The organism is Rhizobium sp. BK181 (assembly GCF_014193305.1).
Taxonomy (GTDB): domain Bacteria; phylum Pseudomonadota; class Alphaproteobacteria; order Rhizobiales; family Rhizobiaceae; genus Rhizobium.
This window is the reverse complement of record NZ_JACHZA010000001.1, coordinates 533,056-547,734: the sequence shown is the minus strand read 5'-3', so window position 1 is coordinate 547,734 and position 14,679 is coordinate 533,056. Positions and strand designations below refer to the sequence as shown.

At 59.8% G+C, this 14,679-nt stretch carries 14 protein-coding genes; 4 read left to right on the top strand and 10 right to left on the bottom strand.

The genetic code is table 11. The features are described 5' to 3' along the window. Positions 1–13: 13 nt before the first annotated feature. Positions 14–622, bottom strand: a complete 609-nt coding sequence (locus FHT77_RS02750) for an energy-coupling factor transporter transmembrane component T family protein (protein ID WP_183752283.1) — start codon at positions 620–622, stop codon at positions 14–16. After that, complete coding sequence (locus FHT77_RS02745; protein WP_183752281.1) at positions 619–1,296, bottom strand: energy-coupling factor ABC transporter ATP-binding protein; 678 nt, start codon at positions 1,294–1,296, stop codon at positions 619–621. The genes FHT77_RS02750 and FHT77_RS02745 overlap by 4 nt, the downstream gene beginning before the upstream one ends. Positions 1,297–1,443: 147 nt before the next feature. Here FHT77_RS02745 and FHT77_RS02740 point away from each other — a divergent pair, with 147 nt between their 5' ends. Then, entirely contained in the window at positions 1,444–2,634 is a 1,191-nt protein-coding gene (locus FHT77_RS02740) for a winged helix-turn-helix domain-containing protein (RefSeq protein WP_183752279.1), read from the top strand. Between the two features lie 123 nt (positions 2,635–2,757). After that, positions 2,758–3,102 (top strand): KTSC domain-containing protein, encoded by a 345-nt coding sequence (locus FHT77_RS32175; protein ID WP_246712549.1) that lies wholly within the window; start codon positions 2,758–2,760, stop codon positions 3,100–3,102. Positions 3,103–3,199: 97 nt separating this feature from the next. On the opposite strand, the gene ribB is transcribed toward FHT77_RS32175, so the two are convergent. The 3 genes from ribB to FHT77_RS02720 form a co-directional block, all read right to left on the bottom strand. Further along, a complete protein-coding gene (gene ribB / locus FHT77_RS02730) occupies positions 3,200–4,303 on the bottom strand; it encodes a 3,4-dihydroxy-2-butanone-4-phosphate synthase (RefSeq protein WP_183752277.1) in 1,104 nt (367 codons plus the stop codon). Positions 4,304–4,313: 10 nt separating this feature from the next. Continuing rightward, positions 4,314–5,411, bottom strand: coding sequence for a chorismate synthase (gene aroC / locus FHT77_RS02725; RefSeq protein ID WP_183752276.1), 1,098 nt, complete (start codon positions 5,409–5,411; stop codon positions 4,314–4,316). A gap of 161 nt (positions 5,412–5,572) precedes the next feature. Further along, positions 5,573–8,746 (bottom strand): EAL domain-containing protein, encoded by a 3,174-nt coding sequence (locus FHT77_RS02720; RefSeq protein ID WP_183752274.1) that lies wholly within the window; start codon positions 8,744–8,746, stop codon positions 5,573–5,575. Between the two features lie 245 nt (positions 8,747–8,991). Between FHT77_RS02720 and FHT77_RS02715 the strand changes: the two genes are divergently transcribed. Further along, on the top strand, positions 8,992–9,252 hold the full coding sequence (locus tag FHT77_RS02715; RefSeq protein ID WP_016552992.1) for a DUF1344 domain-containing protein: 261 nt from the start codon (positions 8,992–8,994) through the stop codon (positions 9,250–9,252). A 6-nt stretch (positions 9,253–9,258) separates the two neighbouring features. On the opposite strand, the gene FHT77_RS02710 is transcribed toward FHT77_RS02715, so the two are convergent. From FHT77_RS02710 to FHT77_RS02695, 4 genes are all read right to left on the bottom strand, one after another. Then, positions 9,259–9,849 (bottom strand): histidine phosphatase family protein, encoded by a 591-nt coding sequence (locus FHT77_RS02710; RefSeq protein WP_183752272.1) that lies wholly within the window; start codon positions 9,847–9,849, stop codon positions 9,259–9,261. A gap of 82 nt (positions 9,850–9,931) precedes the next feature. Next, on the bottom strand, positions 9,932–10,750 hold the full coding sequence (gene fabI, locus FHT77_RS02705; RefSeq protein ID WP_016552994.1) for an enoyl-ACP reductase FabI: 819 nt from the start codon (positions 10,748–10,750) through the stop codon (positions 9,932–9,934). 123 nt (positions 10,751–10,873) lie between these two features. After that, positions 10,874–12,040: a DnaJ C-terminal domain-containing protein gene (locus FHT77_RS02700; protein WP_183752270.1), complete on the bottom strand. Its 1,167-nt coding sequence runs from the start codon at positions 12,038–12,040 to the stop codon at positions 10,874–10,876. 245 nt (positions 12,041–12,285) lie between these two features. Further along, a complete protein-coding gene (locus FHT77_RS02695) occupies positions 12,286–12,744 on the bottom strand; it encodes an RT0821/Lpp0805 family surface protein (RefSeq protein WP_016552996.1) in 459 nt (152 codons plus the stop codon). A 66-nt stretch (positions 12,745–12,810) separates the two neighbouring features. On the opposite strand from FHT77_RS02695, the gene pdxH reads away from it, so the two are divergent. After that, the gene (gene pdxH / locus FHT77_RS02690) at positions 12,811–13,431 is read left to right on the top strand and encodes a pyridoxamine 5'-phosphate oxidase (protein WP_016552997.1); all 621 of its coding nucleotides are present in this window, start codon (positions 12,811–12,813) and stop codon (positions 13,429–13,431) included. Positions 13,432–13,443: 12 nt separating this feature from the next. On the opposite strand, the gene FHT77_RS02685 is transcribed toward pdxH, so the two are convergent. Continuing rightward, positions 13,444–14,496, bottom strand: coding sequence for a polysaccharide deacetylase family protein (locus FHT77_RS02685; RefSeq protein ID WP_183752268.1), 1,053 nt, complete (start codon positions 14,494–14,496; stop codon positions 13,444–13,446). Positions 14,497–14,679 lie beyond the last annotated feature (183 nt).

The following is a 14,679-nucleotide window of genomic DNA, read 5'->3' as shown; positions in this document are numbered from 1 at the left end:
TGTTAGCGAGTTCTCAATTGACATGCCGCCGAACGCCGCGCGCGTCAATTGCCGCAGCAATGTTATCCGCATCCCTCAGCGTCAGAATGACCAGTGGCACGAGCACAGTTGTCGGTCGCACCTTGATGCCACGCGCCGCGTGCGCCTCGCGGATGGCACGATAACGATCGAGAATCTCGGGAACAAAGCGCACAACGAGCCCGACAGCAAGGCCGACATCGCCGGCCCGGAGAAGTCCGAGGCGCTCGAGCGGCCGGGCAAGCAGCGTAATTTCGTCGATGAATTGCGCAATCGTCGTCGTTGCCGTCACGGCAGCGGCAAACAGCATCAACGCCGTCAGGCGCAGCAGGGCAACGATCGCGACATGCCAGGGATTGAAGGCAAGGCTGAACAAGGCAACGATGAGGATCGTCAAGAAAATGGGCTTCAGCCGCGCAAGCGCGGATCGGGCCGGCAGGCCGATGCTGAAGTAGACCGCCGCCGTCGCAAGCACGCCCAAGCCAAGCAACATCAGGTTCGTCGTAAGGAAGAGCACGACGCCGAGGGCCGCAAGCACCAGCAGCTTGGCGCGGGCCGAAACCCGATGCATCACGCTGTTGCCTTCGACGAAAAGCGACTTCATCGGCTAGCGATCTCCCTGTAACGGCGGATCGCCTCTCCGGCAGGTGCGTCGGCAATAAGGTTGCCTTCATGGAAAACCAAAACGCGCTCGTAGTCGGCGACCAATTCCAGGTCGTGGCTGATGACGATTGCGCTCTCGGGAAGGCCATCCACCAACCCCTGTACGAGACGGCGATTCTTTAGGTCCAACTGGTTGGTCGGCTCGTCCAGAATGAGAATGTCTGGACCTGTCGCGAGCACAGAGCACAGAGCTGCGAGTTGGAGCTCCCCGCCCGAAAGCTCGTGCGCCCGGCGCTCGGCGAGATGGCCCGCGCTGAAGCGCTGCAGGACCGCCTCCACCTTCGCCGCGATCTCCGCCGGCTTGTAGCCGCGGCTCTTCAGACCGAAGGCGATATCGTCGCGTACGACGGGCAGGATGATCTGGTTTTGCGGGGACTGGAAGATGAAGCCGACATCGGTCAGGACGGCATTGGCGTCGGTTGTCTCGCGGCCGTTGACGATCACCCGCCCGACGCTCGGCTTTGTCAGCCCGTTGATGAGGCGCGCAAAGGTCGTCTTGCCCGAGCCGTTGAGGCCGATAATGCCAATGCGCTTTTCTGTGAGCTGCAGCGTCACGGGCGCCAGCGCGACGCGCGCACCATAGCTGACCCCTGCGCCTTCGAAACGGATATCCACCTGGTCCCTCGTGAATTGAGAGGCCGTTCTATAACGAATTTCGCGCTTTGAAAGCTCAAAATCTCGCAATGAATGCCGGCCGCTCCTACCTGATGATCGTGCCGACTTACCGGTAGCTAGGAACATTTTCCGTTCTATGATGTCCACATGACGAATCTCATTTCGAATTCCGATGCCCGCCGCATATTCCTCGCCAAGCAGGGCCTGAGCGCGCCGCCGAACAAGGCGCTGACGAAGGCTGGCCTGCTGGAGCTCATCAACGAACTCGGCTTCGTGCAGGTGGACAGCATCCAGACGGTGGAGCGGGCTCATCACCAGATCCTGTTTTCCCGCAACCAGACCTACAAGCGCGAGCACTTGAAGGCGCTTCTGGAGAAGGAAGGCTCGCTCTTCGAGCATTGGACGCATGACGCCTCGATCCTGCCCAGTGCCTTCTTCCGATATTGGAAGCACAAGTTTCGCCATGAGGAAGAAGTGATCGGCGAGCGCTGGCGCAAATGGCAAGGGGAGGGGTTTGAACATGCCTTCGACGAGACATTTGAACGCGTCACGCGCGATGGCGCCATCATGGCACGCGAGATCAAGGCGGACGGGCACGTTTCCGGCGGCTGGTGGAACTGGCACCCCAACAAGACGGCGCTGGAATATTTCTGGCGCACCGGCAAGTTCGCCATCGCCGGACGATCCAACTTCCAGAAGATCTACGATCTCGTCGAACGCGTCATTCCTGCCGAGTTTCACGAGCCGGAGGTAAGCTATGAGGAGTTCGTCGACTGGGCCTGCCGCAGCGCGCTGACGCGATTAGGCTTTGCCACGCATGGCGAGATCGCCGCCTTCTGGGATCTGTTGTCGCCGGACGAAGCCAAGGCCTGGGTCAACGAGCATCGCGACGAGTTGACCGAGGCCCTGATCGAGCCGGCGCTTGGCGGCAAGCCGCGGCCTTCCTGGGCCTTCCCGGATCTGCTCACCAGCCTTCAAGACTATCCCGACGCGCCGCCGCGTGTGCGCGTGCTCAGTCCCTTCGATCCGATGATCCGCGACCGCAACCGCACCGAACGGCTGTTTGGCTTCTTCTACCGTATCGAGGTCTTCGTGCCCGAGCCGAAGCGAGAATACGGCTATTATGTCTTCCCGCTGCTCGAAGGCGACAAGTTGATCGGCCGCATTGACATGAAGGCGGACCGCAAGAACGGCCGTCTCGACGTCAAGCGTCTGTGGCTGGAGCCGGGGGTACGCGCGTCCGCCGGGCGTATCGAAAAGCTGCTCGCCGAACTTGACCGACTGGCCAAATTCACCGGCGTTGGACAGGTCGTTCTAATGGGTGGTTGGCAAGGCTGAACGGCGCTCGCCGATACTGGATATTTTATGAAATTTCGTCGCAATTACAAAGAATTAATGTTGATGCGCGCTTTACCATGCTTGTCTTGAACTCCTTAAGAGCCGCCTGCGTAGGTTGGCTGCATGAAAACACGAGCCATCAAATTCGCCGCATTGGCGGCACTGAACAGCCTTCGCCGTGAAGTGAGGGCCCTGCTGCGCAAACGGCGCGATGCGCGCGCCGCCACCATCGTCACACGGGCCGGACGACTGGCGAAGATGGAGCCGTTGGCGGTGAATTCGACGCTGATCGATGCGGTCTACTTCAGCCAGGAGGATGGCCGGCTTCGCGTCTGCCTGAGCAATGGCGAAGAGCGGCAGTTCGAGGGTGTGGCGGAATCAGAGGTGATCGCCATGGTCACCTCCCAATCGCCGGGAAAATATTATATCGAAAACGTCAGGGGCCGCTTCAAGCGCATCGCTGCTTGAGCGTGAAGCAGGCGGCGGCGACCGGCTCGACGCCGAGCTGCACGCCTGGCGTAGCTCTCAGGCGTCGAGAACGTCGCCTATCTGGACGGTGGCGGGCTTAGTAGATCTCGGTCTTCGAAATCTTGATGCCGAAGCCCTCGAGGCCGACGTAGTGGCGCTCGCGGCTGGTGAGTAGCCGGATCGATGAAACGCCGAGATCCTTGAGGATTTGCGCGCCGAGACCGATTTCCAGCCATTCATTGTCGCGGACCTGGGCCTCCGCATGTGCCTCTCGGCCCTGGCTGCGCGCCTTGCGACCGCTGTCATGGTGACCGACTCCGACGGAGCCTTCGCGCAGGTAGACGATGATGCCTCGGCCTTCCTCGGTAATCTTCTTCATGTATTGGTCGACCGGCCGGCGTTTGCCGAACAGGTCGTCGGCGACATTCTCCGGATGCAGGCGAACCGGAATGTCGATACCGTCGCGGATGTCGCCGAAAACGACGGCGAGGTGCTGCATCGTATCCCAAGGGAGCGAATAGGTGTGTGCCTTGGCCTTGCCGAAGGGCGTTTCGATGTCGAAGCTCTGACCGAGTTCGATTAGCGTCTCCTTGCGTTGGCGGTAGGCGATCAGGTCGGCCACCGACACCAGCTTGAGGCCATGCGTTTCCGCGAATTCGACCACCTGCTGTCCACGGGTGACGGTACCGTCATCGTTTACCAACTCGCTGATCACGCCAATCAGCGGAAGGCCCGCGAGCTTGCATAGGTCGACCGCAGCTTCCGTGTGGCCAGAACGCATGAGCACGCCGCCCTCGCGTGAAACCAGCGGGAAGATGTGACCCGGCCGCACGAAGTCGGTCGCCCCGACATTCGGGTTGGCGAGGTTGCGAACGGTCAGTGTCCGATCATCGGCAGAAATGCCCGTTGTCGTACCGTGCTTGAAATCGACGGAAACAGTGAAGGCGGTCGTGTGGGCCGAGTCGTTTTCGGCAACCATCGCATTGAGGTTGAGCCGCCGGGCCTCCTCTTTCGGCATTGGCGCGCAGACGATACCGGAGGTGTGACGCACGATGAATGCCATCTTTTCCGAGGTACAGTGAACAGCCGCAACGATGAGGTCGCCTTCGTTCTCACGGTCGTTGTCATCCATCACCACGACGATTTCGCCGGCCTCGAAGGCCCTGATAGCATCGACGACGCGCTTCTGATCGTAAGCCATGTGTGTATTCCTATTTCAGCCGGCCGGTCTGGCCGCGGTCACGGAGATAGTGGTCGGCGATGGCGCAGGCGACCATCGCCTCGCCGATCGGCACGGCGCGAATGCCGACGCACGGATCATGCCGTCCCTTGGTGCGGATATCGACATTGTTGCCGTCGGCATCGATCGACTGGCGCTCGGTCAGGATCGATGAGGTCGGCTTGATGGCGAAGCGGGCGATAACCGGCTGGCCGGTCGAGATGCCACCTAAGATGCCGCCGGCCTTGTTCGACAGGAACAATGGCTTGCCGTCATTGCCCATGCGCATTTCGTCGGCGTTTTCCTCGCCGGTGATCTCGGCTGCTTCGAAGCCGTTGCCGATCTCGACGCCTTTGACCGCATTGATCGACATCAGCAGCGAGGCGATGTCCTGGTCGAGCTTGCCATAGATCGGGGCGCCGAGACCTGCCGGCAGGCCTTCGGCGACGACCTCAACAACCGCGCCGATCGAGGAGCCATTCTTGCGGATGCCGTCGAGGTAATCCTCCCAGACCGGAACGATCGCGGCATCAGGTGCAAAGAACGGATTCTGGTCGACTTGATCCCAATCCCAGTTCTGGCGGTTGATCTTGTGCTTGCCGATCTGCACCAAGGCCCCGCGCACCTTGACCTCAGGCACAACAAGACGGGCGATGCCGCCAGCCGCGACGCGTGCCGCTGTTTCGCGGGCCGACGAACGGCCACCGCCGCGGTAGTCGCGGATCCCGTATTTGACATCGTAGGTGTAGTCGGCATGGCCTGGCCGATACTGCCGCGCGATCTCGCCGTAATCCTTGGAGCGCTGGTCGGTGTTCTCGATCATCATCGAGATCGGTGTGCCGGTCGAAATCATCGTCTCGCCGTCGGCGTCCATCATCGTTCCGGACAGCACCTTGACCAGATCGGCCTCGCGGCGCTGCGTCACAAAGCGCGATTGGCCGGGCTTTCGCTTGTCGAGCCAGACCTGAATATCCTCGAGCTTGAAGCGAAGACCGGGGGGGCAGCCGTCGACGACGCAGCCGAGCGCTGGCCCGTGGCTTTCGCCCCAGGTGGTTACGCGGAAGAGATGACCGAATGTATTGTGCGACATATGTCCCGACCGGATCACGCCAACCGGTCGTCACCGGCGGCGTCCTTCATCTGAAAATGCGCGACACTCATAGGCCAAAAAAACGCGGCGGCAAAAGCCTTTCTTTGCTCCAAACCGCCAACGAAAGGAAATGGTGTTTCCGCGGATTGTAAACGATGGCCTCAGGAGGCGATGCGCCAGGAGCTTTCGATCGCCATCTGCGTGAAATCCTCGAAGGACAGCGGGCGGGAGAAGGCATAGCCCTGCAGGAGGTCACAGCCGAGTTCGTCAAGGAGGGTGGCATGCGCTGCCGTTTCGACGCCCTCGGCCACCGTTTCGACGCCGAGCGAGCGGGCGATGTCGATGATCGAGCTGACCAGCGCGCGCTCCTGCGGCGAATTCATGATCGGCTGAACCAGCTGCCGGTCGATCTTCAGCCGCTTCGGCTTCAGCCTGAGGAGGCTGACAATCGACGTGTGACCCGTTCCGAAATCATCGATCTCGATGTCGATCCCAAGCGCCTTGATCCGCTCGAGGTTATGGGCGGCCACGTCCTCGCTTTCATCGAGGAAGATCGACTCGACCAGTTCGAAGGAGAGTTCGCCGGGGCGCATCTGCAGGCCGCTCAGCGATTGCGCAAGCATTTCGTCATGCAGCCGTCGTGCCGAAACGTTGACCGAAATCTTCGGAATGGTGACGCCCCGTGCTGCCCAGCGCATCTTGTCCCTCAGAGCAGTGTCGAGAACGATCCGGTCGAGCGTCTGGACGACGTTGATCTCGTCGGCGATCTTCAGGAACTTGTCCGGCGTCAACAGCCCGCGAGACGGATGCTGCCAGCGAACCAGAGCCTCGACGCCGGTGAGCTGCATGGTACGCGCGGAAAACTGCGGCTGGTACCAGGCCGTGAACTCGCCGTTCTCGATGCCGGCGAGAATCTCGTCTGCCAAGCGCTTGTTATTGATGATGTCGGCCTGCAGATTGTGGGTGAAGAACTCGTGGCGGTTCCGTCCCTGGCTCTTGGCGCGATAGAGGGCGATGTCGGCGTTGATCAGCACTTTGCGGGCATCGACGTGCACGCCATTGGCGAGCGCGATGCCGATGGAAACGCCGCAACGGCAGGCAAACCCTTCGAAGTCGATCGGCTGGCGCATTTGTTCGATGATGCGGCCGGCGAGCGCCGACATATCGGCGTCATTGGCGTTCAGTGCGAGGATGACGAATTCGTCACCACCGATACGCGCCACGAGGTCGTCGCTGCGCAGATTGCTCGAGAGCACCCTTGATGCGTGGATCAGCATCGCGTCGCCGGCGGCATGCCCGAGCGTGTCGTTGATTTCCTTGAACCTGTCGAGGTCGATATGAAGGATGGCGAACTTCTGCCGGTCCTTGCGTCCATCCATCGTCAATGTTTCGAGTGCGATATCCAGCTTGCGGCGGTTGGCGAGCGCGGTCAGCGGATCGTGCAATGCGTTGTGTTCGATACGATTCTTGGCAATCTCGAGCTCGATGTTCTTGGCGATCGCCTCGTCCTTGGCGGCCTTGAGCTGCGCCGTCATCAGCGCATCCTCGGTCATGTCGAAGGCAACGCCGATAATCTTCAATTTGCCGCTCGGCGTTTGATGGACCTTGCCGGTTGAACGCACATAGCGCATCGAGCCGTCCTCGACAGGGACACGGCAGATCAAGGTATGCGTGTCGCCGAGCTGCTTGAAATGGCGCGCGCTCTCGACGGCCAGGTCCCTGTCTTCCGGCAGAATGCAGGAGAGCCAAACCGGTTCGGTCATGAATCCGGCTCTTGGCTTCAACCCATAGAGCTCGTGCATCCGCTCGTCCCAGATCGAGCCTTCGTCCCCGAGCGTGGCTTCCCAGATGCCGCACTGATAGGAGTCGAGCGCCAGGTCCAGCTTGCCCGAGAGTTCCGAAAGCTCTGCCTCGCGCCGTGACAGTTCGTCCAGCGCCATTTCGAGCTCGGCATTCTTGATGTCGCTGACATCCTTCGCTTTACGCAGGGTTTCCGCTGTCTCGGCGTCGGCAGTGACGTCCCAGACGATGCCGATGGTTTTGTCGTCGCCTGCCGCGTCGGTGTAGAAGGAGCCAATCGAGCGCAGATGTCGGATCACTCCGTTCTCAGCGACAACACGGTATTGCGTCTCATATGCGGAGCCGGCGACGTTGTAGTGGAAGAAGTGTACTTCCGCGATGTGTCGATCCTCGGGGAGGATCGCGGCAAGCCAGTCTTCCAGCGAATGGCTGCCGTCTTGAGCTGGCTTGCCGTGCAGCGCAGCGGCGCGGGCGTCCCAGAACAGGGTATGCCCGTGATCATGCAGTTCCCATATGCCGATATTCGACGATTCCAGCGCAAGGTTGAGGCGTTGCGATAACTTCAGCAAGGTCGCCCCACGCACCTTGAGCTGCTCGATATTGCGGTTGCGCTCGCCGAGCAGCAGGGTCGCGAAGAAGACCGGGATGATCGTGATGCAGGCTGCTGCCGCGATGATCAGCCGAAGCTCTGACTGGTTTTCCGGGATCGCGTTCCAGCCTGTCTTCGGAACGGCAGCGATCTCCCAGCGTCCGCCGGCAAAGGCGATCTTGCGTGTCACCGGCTGCTTGTCGCGCAGATCCGGCGAGCCGAAGAAGGGCGTCGTCGCGCCGTCCGCCAGACCAAGGTCGCGCACTGCGATCGAGAGGTGATCGAGATGCGGATATTTCTCCTGGTTTTCGCTGTTTCGCGCGGGCTTCAATCCGGTGTTCTGGTAGAACAAGTCGGCGTCGACCATCACCTCGACGGCGCCCCAGATGCGGCGTTGCCCATTCTCCTTCACAAAGACTGGAAAGAAGACTGCGAAGGCCGCCTTGCCGTCGGTCGTGGTGATCGGGCCATAGAAGCGCGCTTGCTGGGCGCCTGTCGTGCGCGTCACCGATTGATGGGCGGAGAGACCATCGCGGACGTCACTACCCACCCGTTCGTCCGCGGCCTGCGGCGGATAGACGGCGCCGACGATGAAATTCGGCGCTATGGCGACATTCAGGAAGTGCGGGTTCTGGATGAGCAGCCAGTTGATCTGACGCTCCATCTCCTCGGCGTTTACGCTCGAGTTGACCGCGACCATGTTCGCCAGGTCGCGTACGACCGTGATGTCCATGTTGATCTGCGCAGTCATCCGCGCCCGAATCAAACTGATCTCATTATCGGTTCGGATAGTTACTTCGCGCAGATGAGTGGCAGTATTGGCGCGGTCGAGCCCGAAGCCGACGATGACGACAACAATAGCGACGAGGCCGGAAACTAGGAGGGCGATACGGGTATGCCTGAAGACGCGCAGCAGCGTGTTGCTGTCTTTAAGGCCAAATAGCAAAACCCAGTCTCCCATGTTCAGGGCGACTTTAAATAGAAGCCGTTAATTTACGATTTCCCGCAAATCCTCTTTGCTGAACGCAGAAACCTACTGGAAATGCAATTAACGAAACGATGGCGTTATTGTTAAAATACTCTTCACCAATTTGGCGCAGCACGTCATTCTTCAGGGCAAATTTCGCCATATTCGGGAGGTTATCTGTGCGCAGTTGGATTATCGAGTCGCGTTTTCGAGGGAATGCAGCCATGCGCTTCGTAGTAGCTACGCTTTTGGCCACAGCCAGTTTCTTGTCGCCGATCAGCGGATTTGCCGAGAGCGCGGACGTCGAGGCGACGATCAAGAAGGTCGATATGACCAACCTTAGCCTGACCCTCGATGACGGAAAAACCTATCAGGCACCGGAAGAGTTCAATTTCGAGGGGCTGAAGGCGGGTGTGAAGGTTATCGTCTTCTACACCGAGGTAGACGGCAAGCGCGTCATCAACGATCTCGACGTCGTTCAGTAGTTCGACCTAGATCCAGCCAATCAATCCCTTGTCGCGATCGATCTTCAGGATGCGGTCTTGTGGGATCTCACCTTCGGCAGCCTCGTCCTTTGGCAAGCCGGCAATCGTCCTGAAAAGACTGCGTATGACGCCGCCGTGTGTCACGCAAACCGTTGGTTTGTCGACGGAACTCAACCAGGATGCAACGCGCCACGACATGATTTCGTAGCTTTCCGCATCATCTCCCGGCGGAATGAAATCCCATTTGTTGAGATTGCGCTCGGTGACGCGGTCCCGGACCGTCGCTTTCAATTCCTTGATCGTGAAGCCTTCCCAATCGCCAAAGGAAACCTCGACCAGTCGCTCGTCGGTCCGATAGGATTTCGATGGAAGACCCATTGCCTCACGCATGATCTCCATCGTGGCGCGGGTGCGTGCGAGTGGGCTTGCGACGAAATCGAAGGGGATTGCCTCAACCTTGAGGATTTCTGCGAGGTCAATGCCGTTCTGCCAAGCCTGCGCCCTGCCGATCGCATTGAGCGGAATATCCTTCTGCCCTTGCAGGCGACGCTCGGCGTTCCAGTCTGTCTGGCCGTGTCTGACGACGTAGATAAGCAAAGATCGGCTCCGTTAGGCGCGCAACCCCTCAACCGCTGTCGCGAAAAAGGGGTCGCGAGCACGACGCAGCAAAGGAGTGCGATCAGTCCTTTATGACGGAAATGTCGGGCGCGTCCACCGCCTTCATGCCGATGACGTGGTATCCGCTGTCGGCGTGATGGACTTCGCCGGTAACTGAACGCGAGAGGTCGGAGAGCAGGTACAGGCCGACATCACCAACTTCTTCGATCGTTACGGTACGACGCAGCGGTGCATTGTATTCGTTCCACTTCAGGATGTAGCGGAAGTCACCAATGCCAGAGGCGGCAAGCGTCTTGATCGGTCCGGCAGAAACGGCGTTGACGCGAATGTTCTTCGGTCCGAGATCAACCGCCAGGTACTTCACGCTCGCTTCCAATGCCGCCTTGGCAACGCCCATGACGTTGTAGTTCGGCATGACCTTTTCGGCGCCATAGTAGGTCAGCGTCAGCATCGAGCCGCCGTCCGTCATCAGCTTCTCGGCGCGACGCGCGACCGAGGTGAAGGAATAGACGGAGATCTGCATTGTCTTGTTGAAGTTGTCAGCCGAGGTGTCGACATAACGGCCGGTCAGCTCGTCCTTGTCCGAAAAGCCGATCGCGTGAACGATGAAGTCGATCTTGCCCCACAGCTTTTCCACGTGGTCGAAGACAGCATCGATGGTCGACTCGTCGCTGACATCGCAATGTCCGGCAAGAACGCCATTTACTTCGGCAACCAATGGTTCCACGCGCTTCTTCAGTGCGTCGCCCTGGTAAGTAAAGGCAATTTCGCCGCCCTGTGCATGAATAGCCTTGGCAATACCCCACGCAATCGAACGATTGTTGGCAACGCCCATGATGACGCCGCGCTTGCCTGACATGAGGCCTGTTGCCTGAGCCATATTTCGCCCCCTAAGGAATTCTGATCGGTCCTGCCTATGGCATAGGCTGCTAATCGGTTCAAGATTGGCAGCAATCATCAACTGTTAGGGATCGTAACAAAGGGTGCGCGTGTCACCAAAATTTCACAAAAACAGCCCGTTCTTCATGCTGCGCATCAAATCGGTGACTTTGTCGTCGGGTTTTTCCCACAACATAATGCGCAGCTCTACCACGAGATCAGCCCTGCCGCCGTCGGCGTTCGGGAGGCCTTGACCAGGGATTCGGATCGTCCTGTCAGAGCCCGACCACGCGGGAACCGTGACGTTGATGGGGCCATTGGGTCCCTCGATCCGCGCCTCGGTTCCGAGCACGGCATTTTCGATCGTCACCGGCAGTACTGTGTGCAGGTCGAAGCCATTGACCGTGAAGTTGTCGTCGGGGGCAATGTGGATGTTGATGACAGCATCGCCGCGCTGCATCCCGGCGAGCTTGTGGCCCTGACCCTTGAGCCGCACCTGATGGCCTTCCGTCGTCCCGGCGGTCAGCGCAAATCCGCCATCGCGGCCTTCACCGAGGTCGACGGTCACCCAGCTCCCTTTGATAACCTCATCGACCGTGACGGTCTTCGTTACGAACTGGTCCGGCGCTTTTTCGGGCGCAGCTGTGCCGCCGCCGGTAAAGCGGCGAACGAGCGACGTCAGCAAGCTCAGCGGCTGCATGGCGACAGAGGCCTGAGCGGCGGCCTCATCGGAAGCTTGCTGTTCAGCCTCGGTCCTGCCGGCATCCGTCTGTTTGTCTGCGGTTGCAGCCTCCGGTTCAGGCCGCCTTGGAGCACCGGTGGAAAAACCTTGGGCTCGGCCGCCACCAGCCGAAGCGCGTGCCTGAGTGCCGAAGATGCGCTCGATCACTTCTTCCGGCGGCTCCGCCGTGCCTGTCTTTTGCTGCTTGGAAGCGTCCGCGGCAGCCTTCTGCGCCGCGGCGCGCGCAAGTTCTTCCATCACGCGCTCGGCATTGGCCTGGGCCGCCTTGGCACGAACGGCGGCTTCGCGAGCCGCCTGCCGTTGCTGCATGATCGTGCCTTCCTTGGCTTTGGCCTCGGCCATGCGGGCGGCATTGTCAAAGAGGCTCCGTTTCTTTGGATCCTTCAATGTCTCATAGGCGCGGCCGATTTCCGCGAAGCGAGCGCTCGCCGTCGGGTCGCCCTGATTGTGATCAGGGTGAACCGCCTTGGCCATATTGCGCCAGGCTGCTTTGATTTCGTCCTGCCCCGCGTCGCGCTTGACGCCCAAAATCTTATATGGATCGCGCATGTCCCAAACCGCCGGTGTTCCGATGCGGTGTGCCTGCCCTTGCCCTGGCACCCCGAAGCCTCTCGTTCGGCGCCCGAGCTCATCCTGAGGATAAACCTGGCGCACATGAGGAACGATTGTCAGGAAAAGATGCTAATCAGTTCTTATCCGACGTGGCGGGTATCTCGCTTTTGCGCCGAATGGTTAGCCTTTTGCTAAACATCAAAAGAGGTGAGAGCACGCGCTAAGCATGCGTCACATGGCACTTAGCTTTCCGGCTGGAAACTCAGGAGCTGCCAGTTGCCGCCGCCGACCAAGCAGGTCTTGCCATAGAATTTTGCAATTCCGACATAGGAGTGGCGCGTCGTACGGAACTGGCGGCAAACGTGGCCGGAATCGGTATTCTCGACGATTGTGTCGATCACGCCGGCGCTGCCGGTCGAAGCGTTCGCCCAGGGAAGGGGACGTCCCTCTAGTCTCTGGATGTCGGCCGATGTCACGGCGTTGCCGACCGTCATCTCGTCGGAAATCGAGTCACTCGTCGGCGCGGGCTGCGGCACTGTGCCCGTCGCAACCGAACGATCGACCTTCGAGCTGCTGAAAAGATCAAGGCCGCTGGACACGCAACCGGAAAGGGAGAGCACCGCCGTGCCGACAACGCAGAAGGCCGCACTGCGACGCAGCAGACCCTTTGTATGACGATCTGACTTTGCTATGACTTCCACCCTGCGTCCTGTCCGGTAGCTAAAAGCTGGGCAAACTTCGAATAAACCCGGGGCATTTGAGCTAATATGTCGGCAAATGAGTTAATAAGCGGTGACTTCACCGAGCGAAACGAACCGTTCGATCTTTTTGCAGAGTGGCTGAAGGAAGCGGAGGCTTCCGAGATCAATGACCCGAATGCGGTAGCACTTGCGACGGTCGATGAGGACGGCCTTCCCAATGTCCGCATGGTTCTCCTTAAGGGATTCGATCACGAGGGCTTTGTCTTCTACACGAATTTCGAGAGCCAGAAAGGCCAGGAAATCCTCGGGCAGAAAAAAGCGGCCATGTGCTTCCACTGGAAAACGCTGCGCCGGCAGGTTCGCTTGCGGGGGCCCGTGGAAATCGTGAGTGATGAAGAAGCGGATGCTTACTTCAAGACGCGGGCTCGCGGCAGCCGGATCGGTGCCTGGGCATCGAAGCAGTCACGGCCGCTGGAAAGCCGATTCGCGCTCGAGAAAGCCGTGGCGGAATATACCGCCCGCTACGCGATCGGCGAGATTCCGCGTCCGGCGCATTGGTCCGGCTTCCGGATCCGGCCGGTGTCGATCGAGTTCTGGAAGGACCAGAAGTTCCGCCTCCACGATCGCATCGAGTTTCGCCGGGCCTCGCCGGAAGACAACTGGACGAAGGTTCGGATGTATCCCTGATCAACAGGATGTTCACACCTTGCTTGATGCAAACCGCAAAGGGATGCCGGAAGCAAGGCCGGAAACATGGCGCACGTTCTGATAGAGGCCGTTGACCGATAGCCTCGGCAGATGGGTGATGTGGCCGATCGAGCGCGGGGTGACGACGCCGGGCTGTGTCGTCACGGCAATATCGAAGCCCACCTCGCGTGCGATCGCCGCCTGCCTCTGTGTGACCGCCTGGCGGGTGCCATAGGGATAGGCGAAGCAGCCCGGTCGGGCGCCTGCGATCGCAGCGACATAGTCGCGCGAGGTTTCCATCTCGTCGCGAACCTCCCGGTCGGAAAGGCGGGACATCGCCCTGTGGCTGATCGTATGCGCGCCAAGGGAGGCGAGGGGACTGGCTTCCAGCAAATTGAGCTCCGCCGGGGTCATAACGAGATCGTCAACGATCTCGTGCGGATCGATGTCGTGCATCCGCGCCATGGCATCGATGGCTGCCACCACGGCGCTTTCGTCATGGCGATGAAGATGGCTCGCGAAACGCGCAAACGCATGCTCCTTCGAGGCAACCGTCGCGATATCAAATATCTCGTGGCCGTTGCCGAAATCGAAGCCGAGCCTTTCCTCCTTGCGCAAAAGCGCCGCAAGTGTCTCCCACCAGATCGTATGGGTGCGTTCGGAAAGCCCTTTGGCGACGAAGATGGTGAAGGGCGCGTTGTGTCTCTCGAAGATAGGCAAGGCATAGACAAGATTGTTGCGGTAACCGTCATCGAGCGTGAAGGCCGCGAAAGGTTGGCTTGACGCGGACTGCGACAGCAACGCGGGAACTTCGTCAAGCGCCACGAACCGATAGCCGTCGCGCTTGAGGCGATCGAGGACCAGATCGAGGAATTCGGGTGTGATCTCCAGATGCGCATTGGGAGCGAACGCGGTGGCTTCCTGGGGGCGGACATGGTGGAGCGTGAAGATCGCGCCGCGCCCGCGGGCGCTTCGCATCACACCGGCCGCACGCAGGAGGTTGGCAGCCTCAAGCGCACCGGTGATGGCAATTCGCCTTGCAAGCTTTTTCGCGCTGCCCGTCATCTCACTGGCTGCTGACCCGTTTCTGGAACGGCGAAACTAGCAAGCCCGGGGTTAAGTCTTGCTGAATGAAGATTTTTGAGTGTCCTCTTTACGGGATTTTCACTATGAAGGATAAAACTTGACAAAAATGGTACCAGTTGTCGCAAAGTCGCTCCAGATTGGCTGCTTCTGTAGCGGAACGGG

What these genes read in the sequence shown, in the direction of transcription:
- FHT77_RS02750 (WP_183752283.1), bottom strand. Translation starts at nt 622, where the DNA reads ATGAAGTCGCTTTTCGTCGAAGGCAACAGCGTGATGCATCGGGTTTCG.
- FHT77_RS02740 (WP_183752279.1), top strand. Translation starts at nt 1,444, where the DNA reads ATGACGAATCTCATTTCGAATTCCGATGCCCGCCGCATATTCCTCGCC.
- FHT77_RS32175 (WP_246712549.1), top strand. Translation starts at nt 2,758, where the DNA reads ATGAAAACACGAGCCATCAAATTCGCCGCATTGGCGGCACTGAACAGC.
- ribB (WP_183752277.1), bottom strand. Translation starts at nt 4,303, where the DNA reads ATGGCTTACGATCAGAAGCGCGTCGTCGATGCTATCAGGGCCTTCGAG.
- aroC (WP_183752276.1), bottom strand. Translation starts at nt 5,411, where the DNA reads ATGTCGCACAATACATTCGGTCATCTCTTCCGCGTAACCACCTGGGGC.
- FHT77_RS02715 (WP_016552992.1), top strand. Translation starts at nt 8,992, where the DNA reads ATGCGCTTCGTAGTAGCTACGCTTTTGGCCACAGCCAGTTTCTTGTCG.
- fabI (WP_016552994.1), bottom strand. Translation starts at nt 10,750, where the DNA reads ATGGCTCAGGCAACAGGCCTCATGTCAGGCAAGCGCGGCGTCATCATG.
- FHT77_RS02700 (WP_183752270.1), bottom strand. Translation starts at nt 12,040, where the DNA reads ATGCGCGATCCATATAAGATTTTGGGCGTCAAGCGCGACGCGGGGCAG.
- pdxH (WP_016552997.1), top strand. Translation starts at nt 12,811, where the DNA reads ATGTCGGCAAATGAGTTAATAAGCGGTGACTTCACCGAGCGAAACGAA.
- FHT77_RS02685 (WP_183752268.1), bottom strand. Translation starts at nt 14,496, where the DNA reads ATGACGGGCAGCGCGAAAAAGCTTGCAAGGCGAATTGCCATCACCGGT.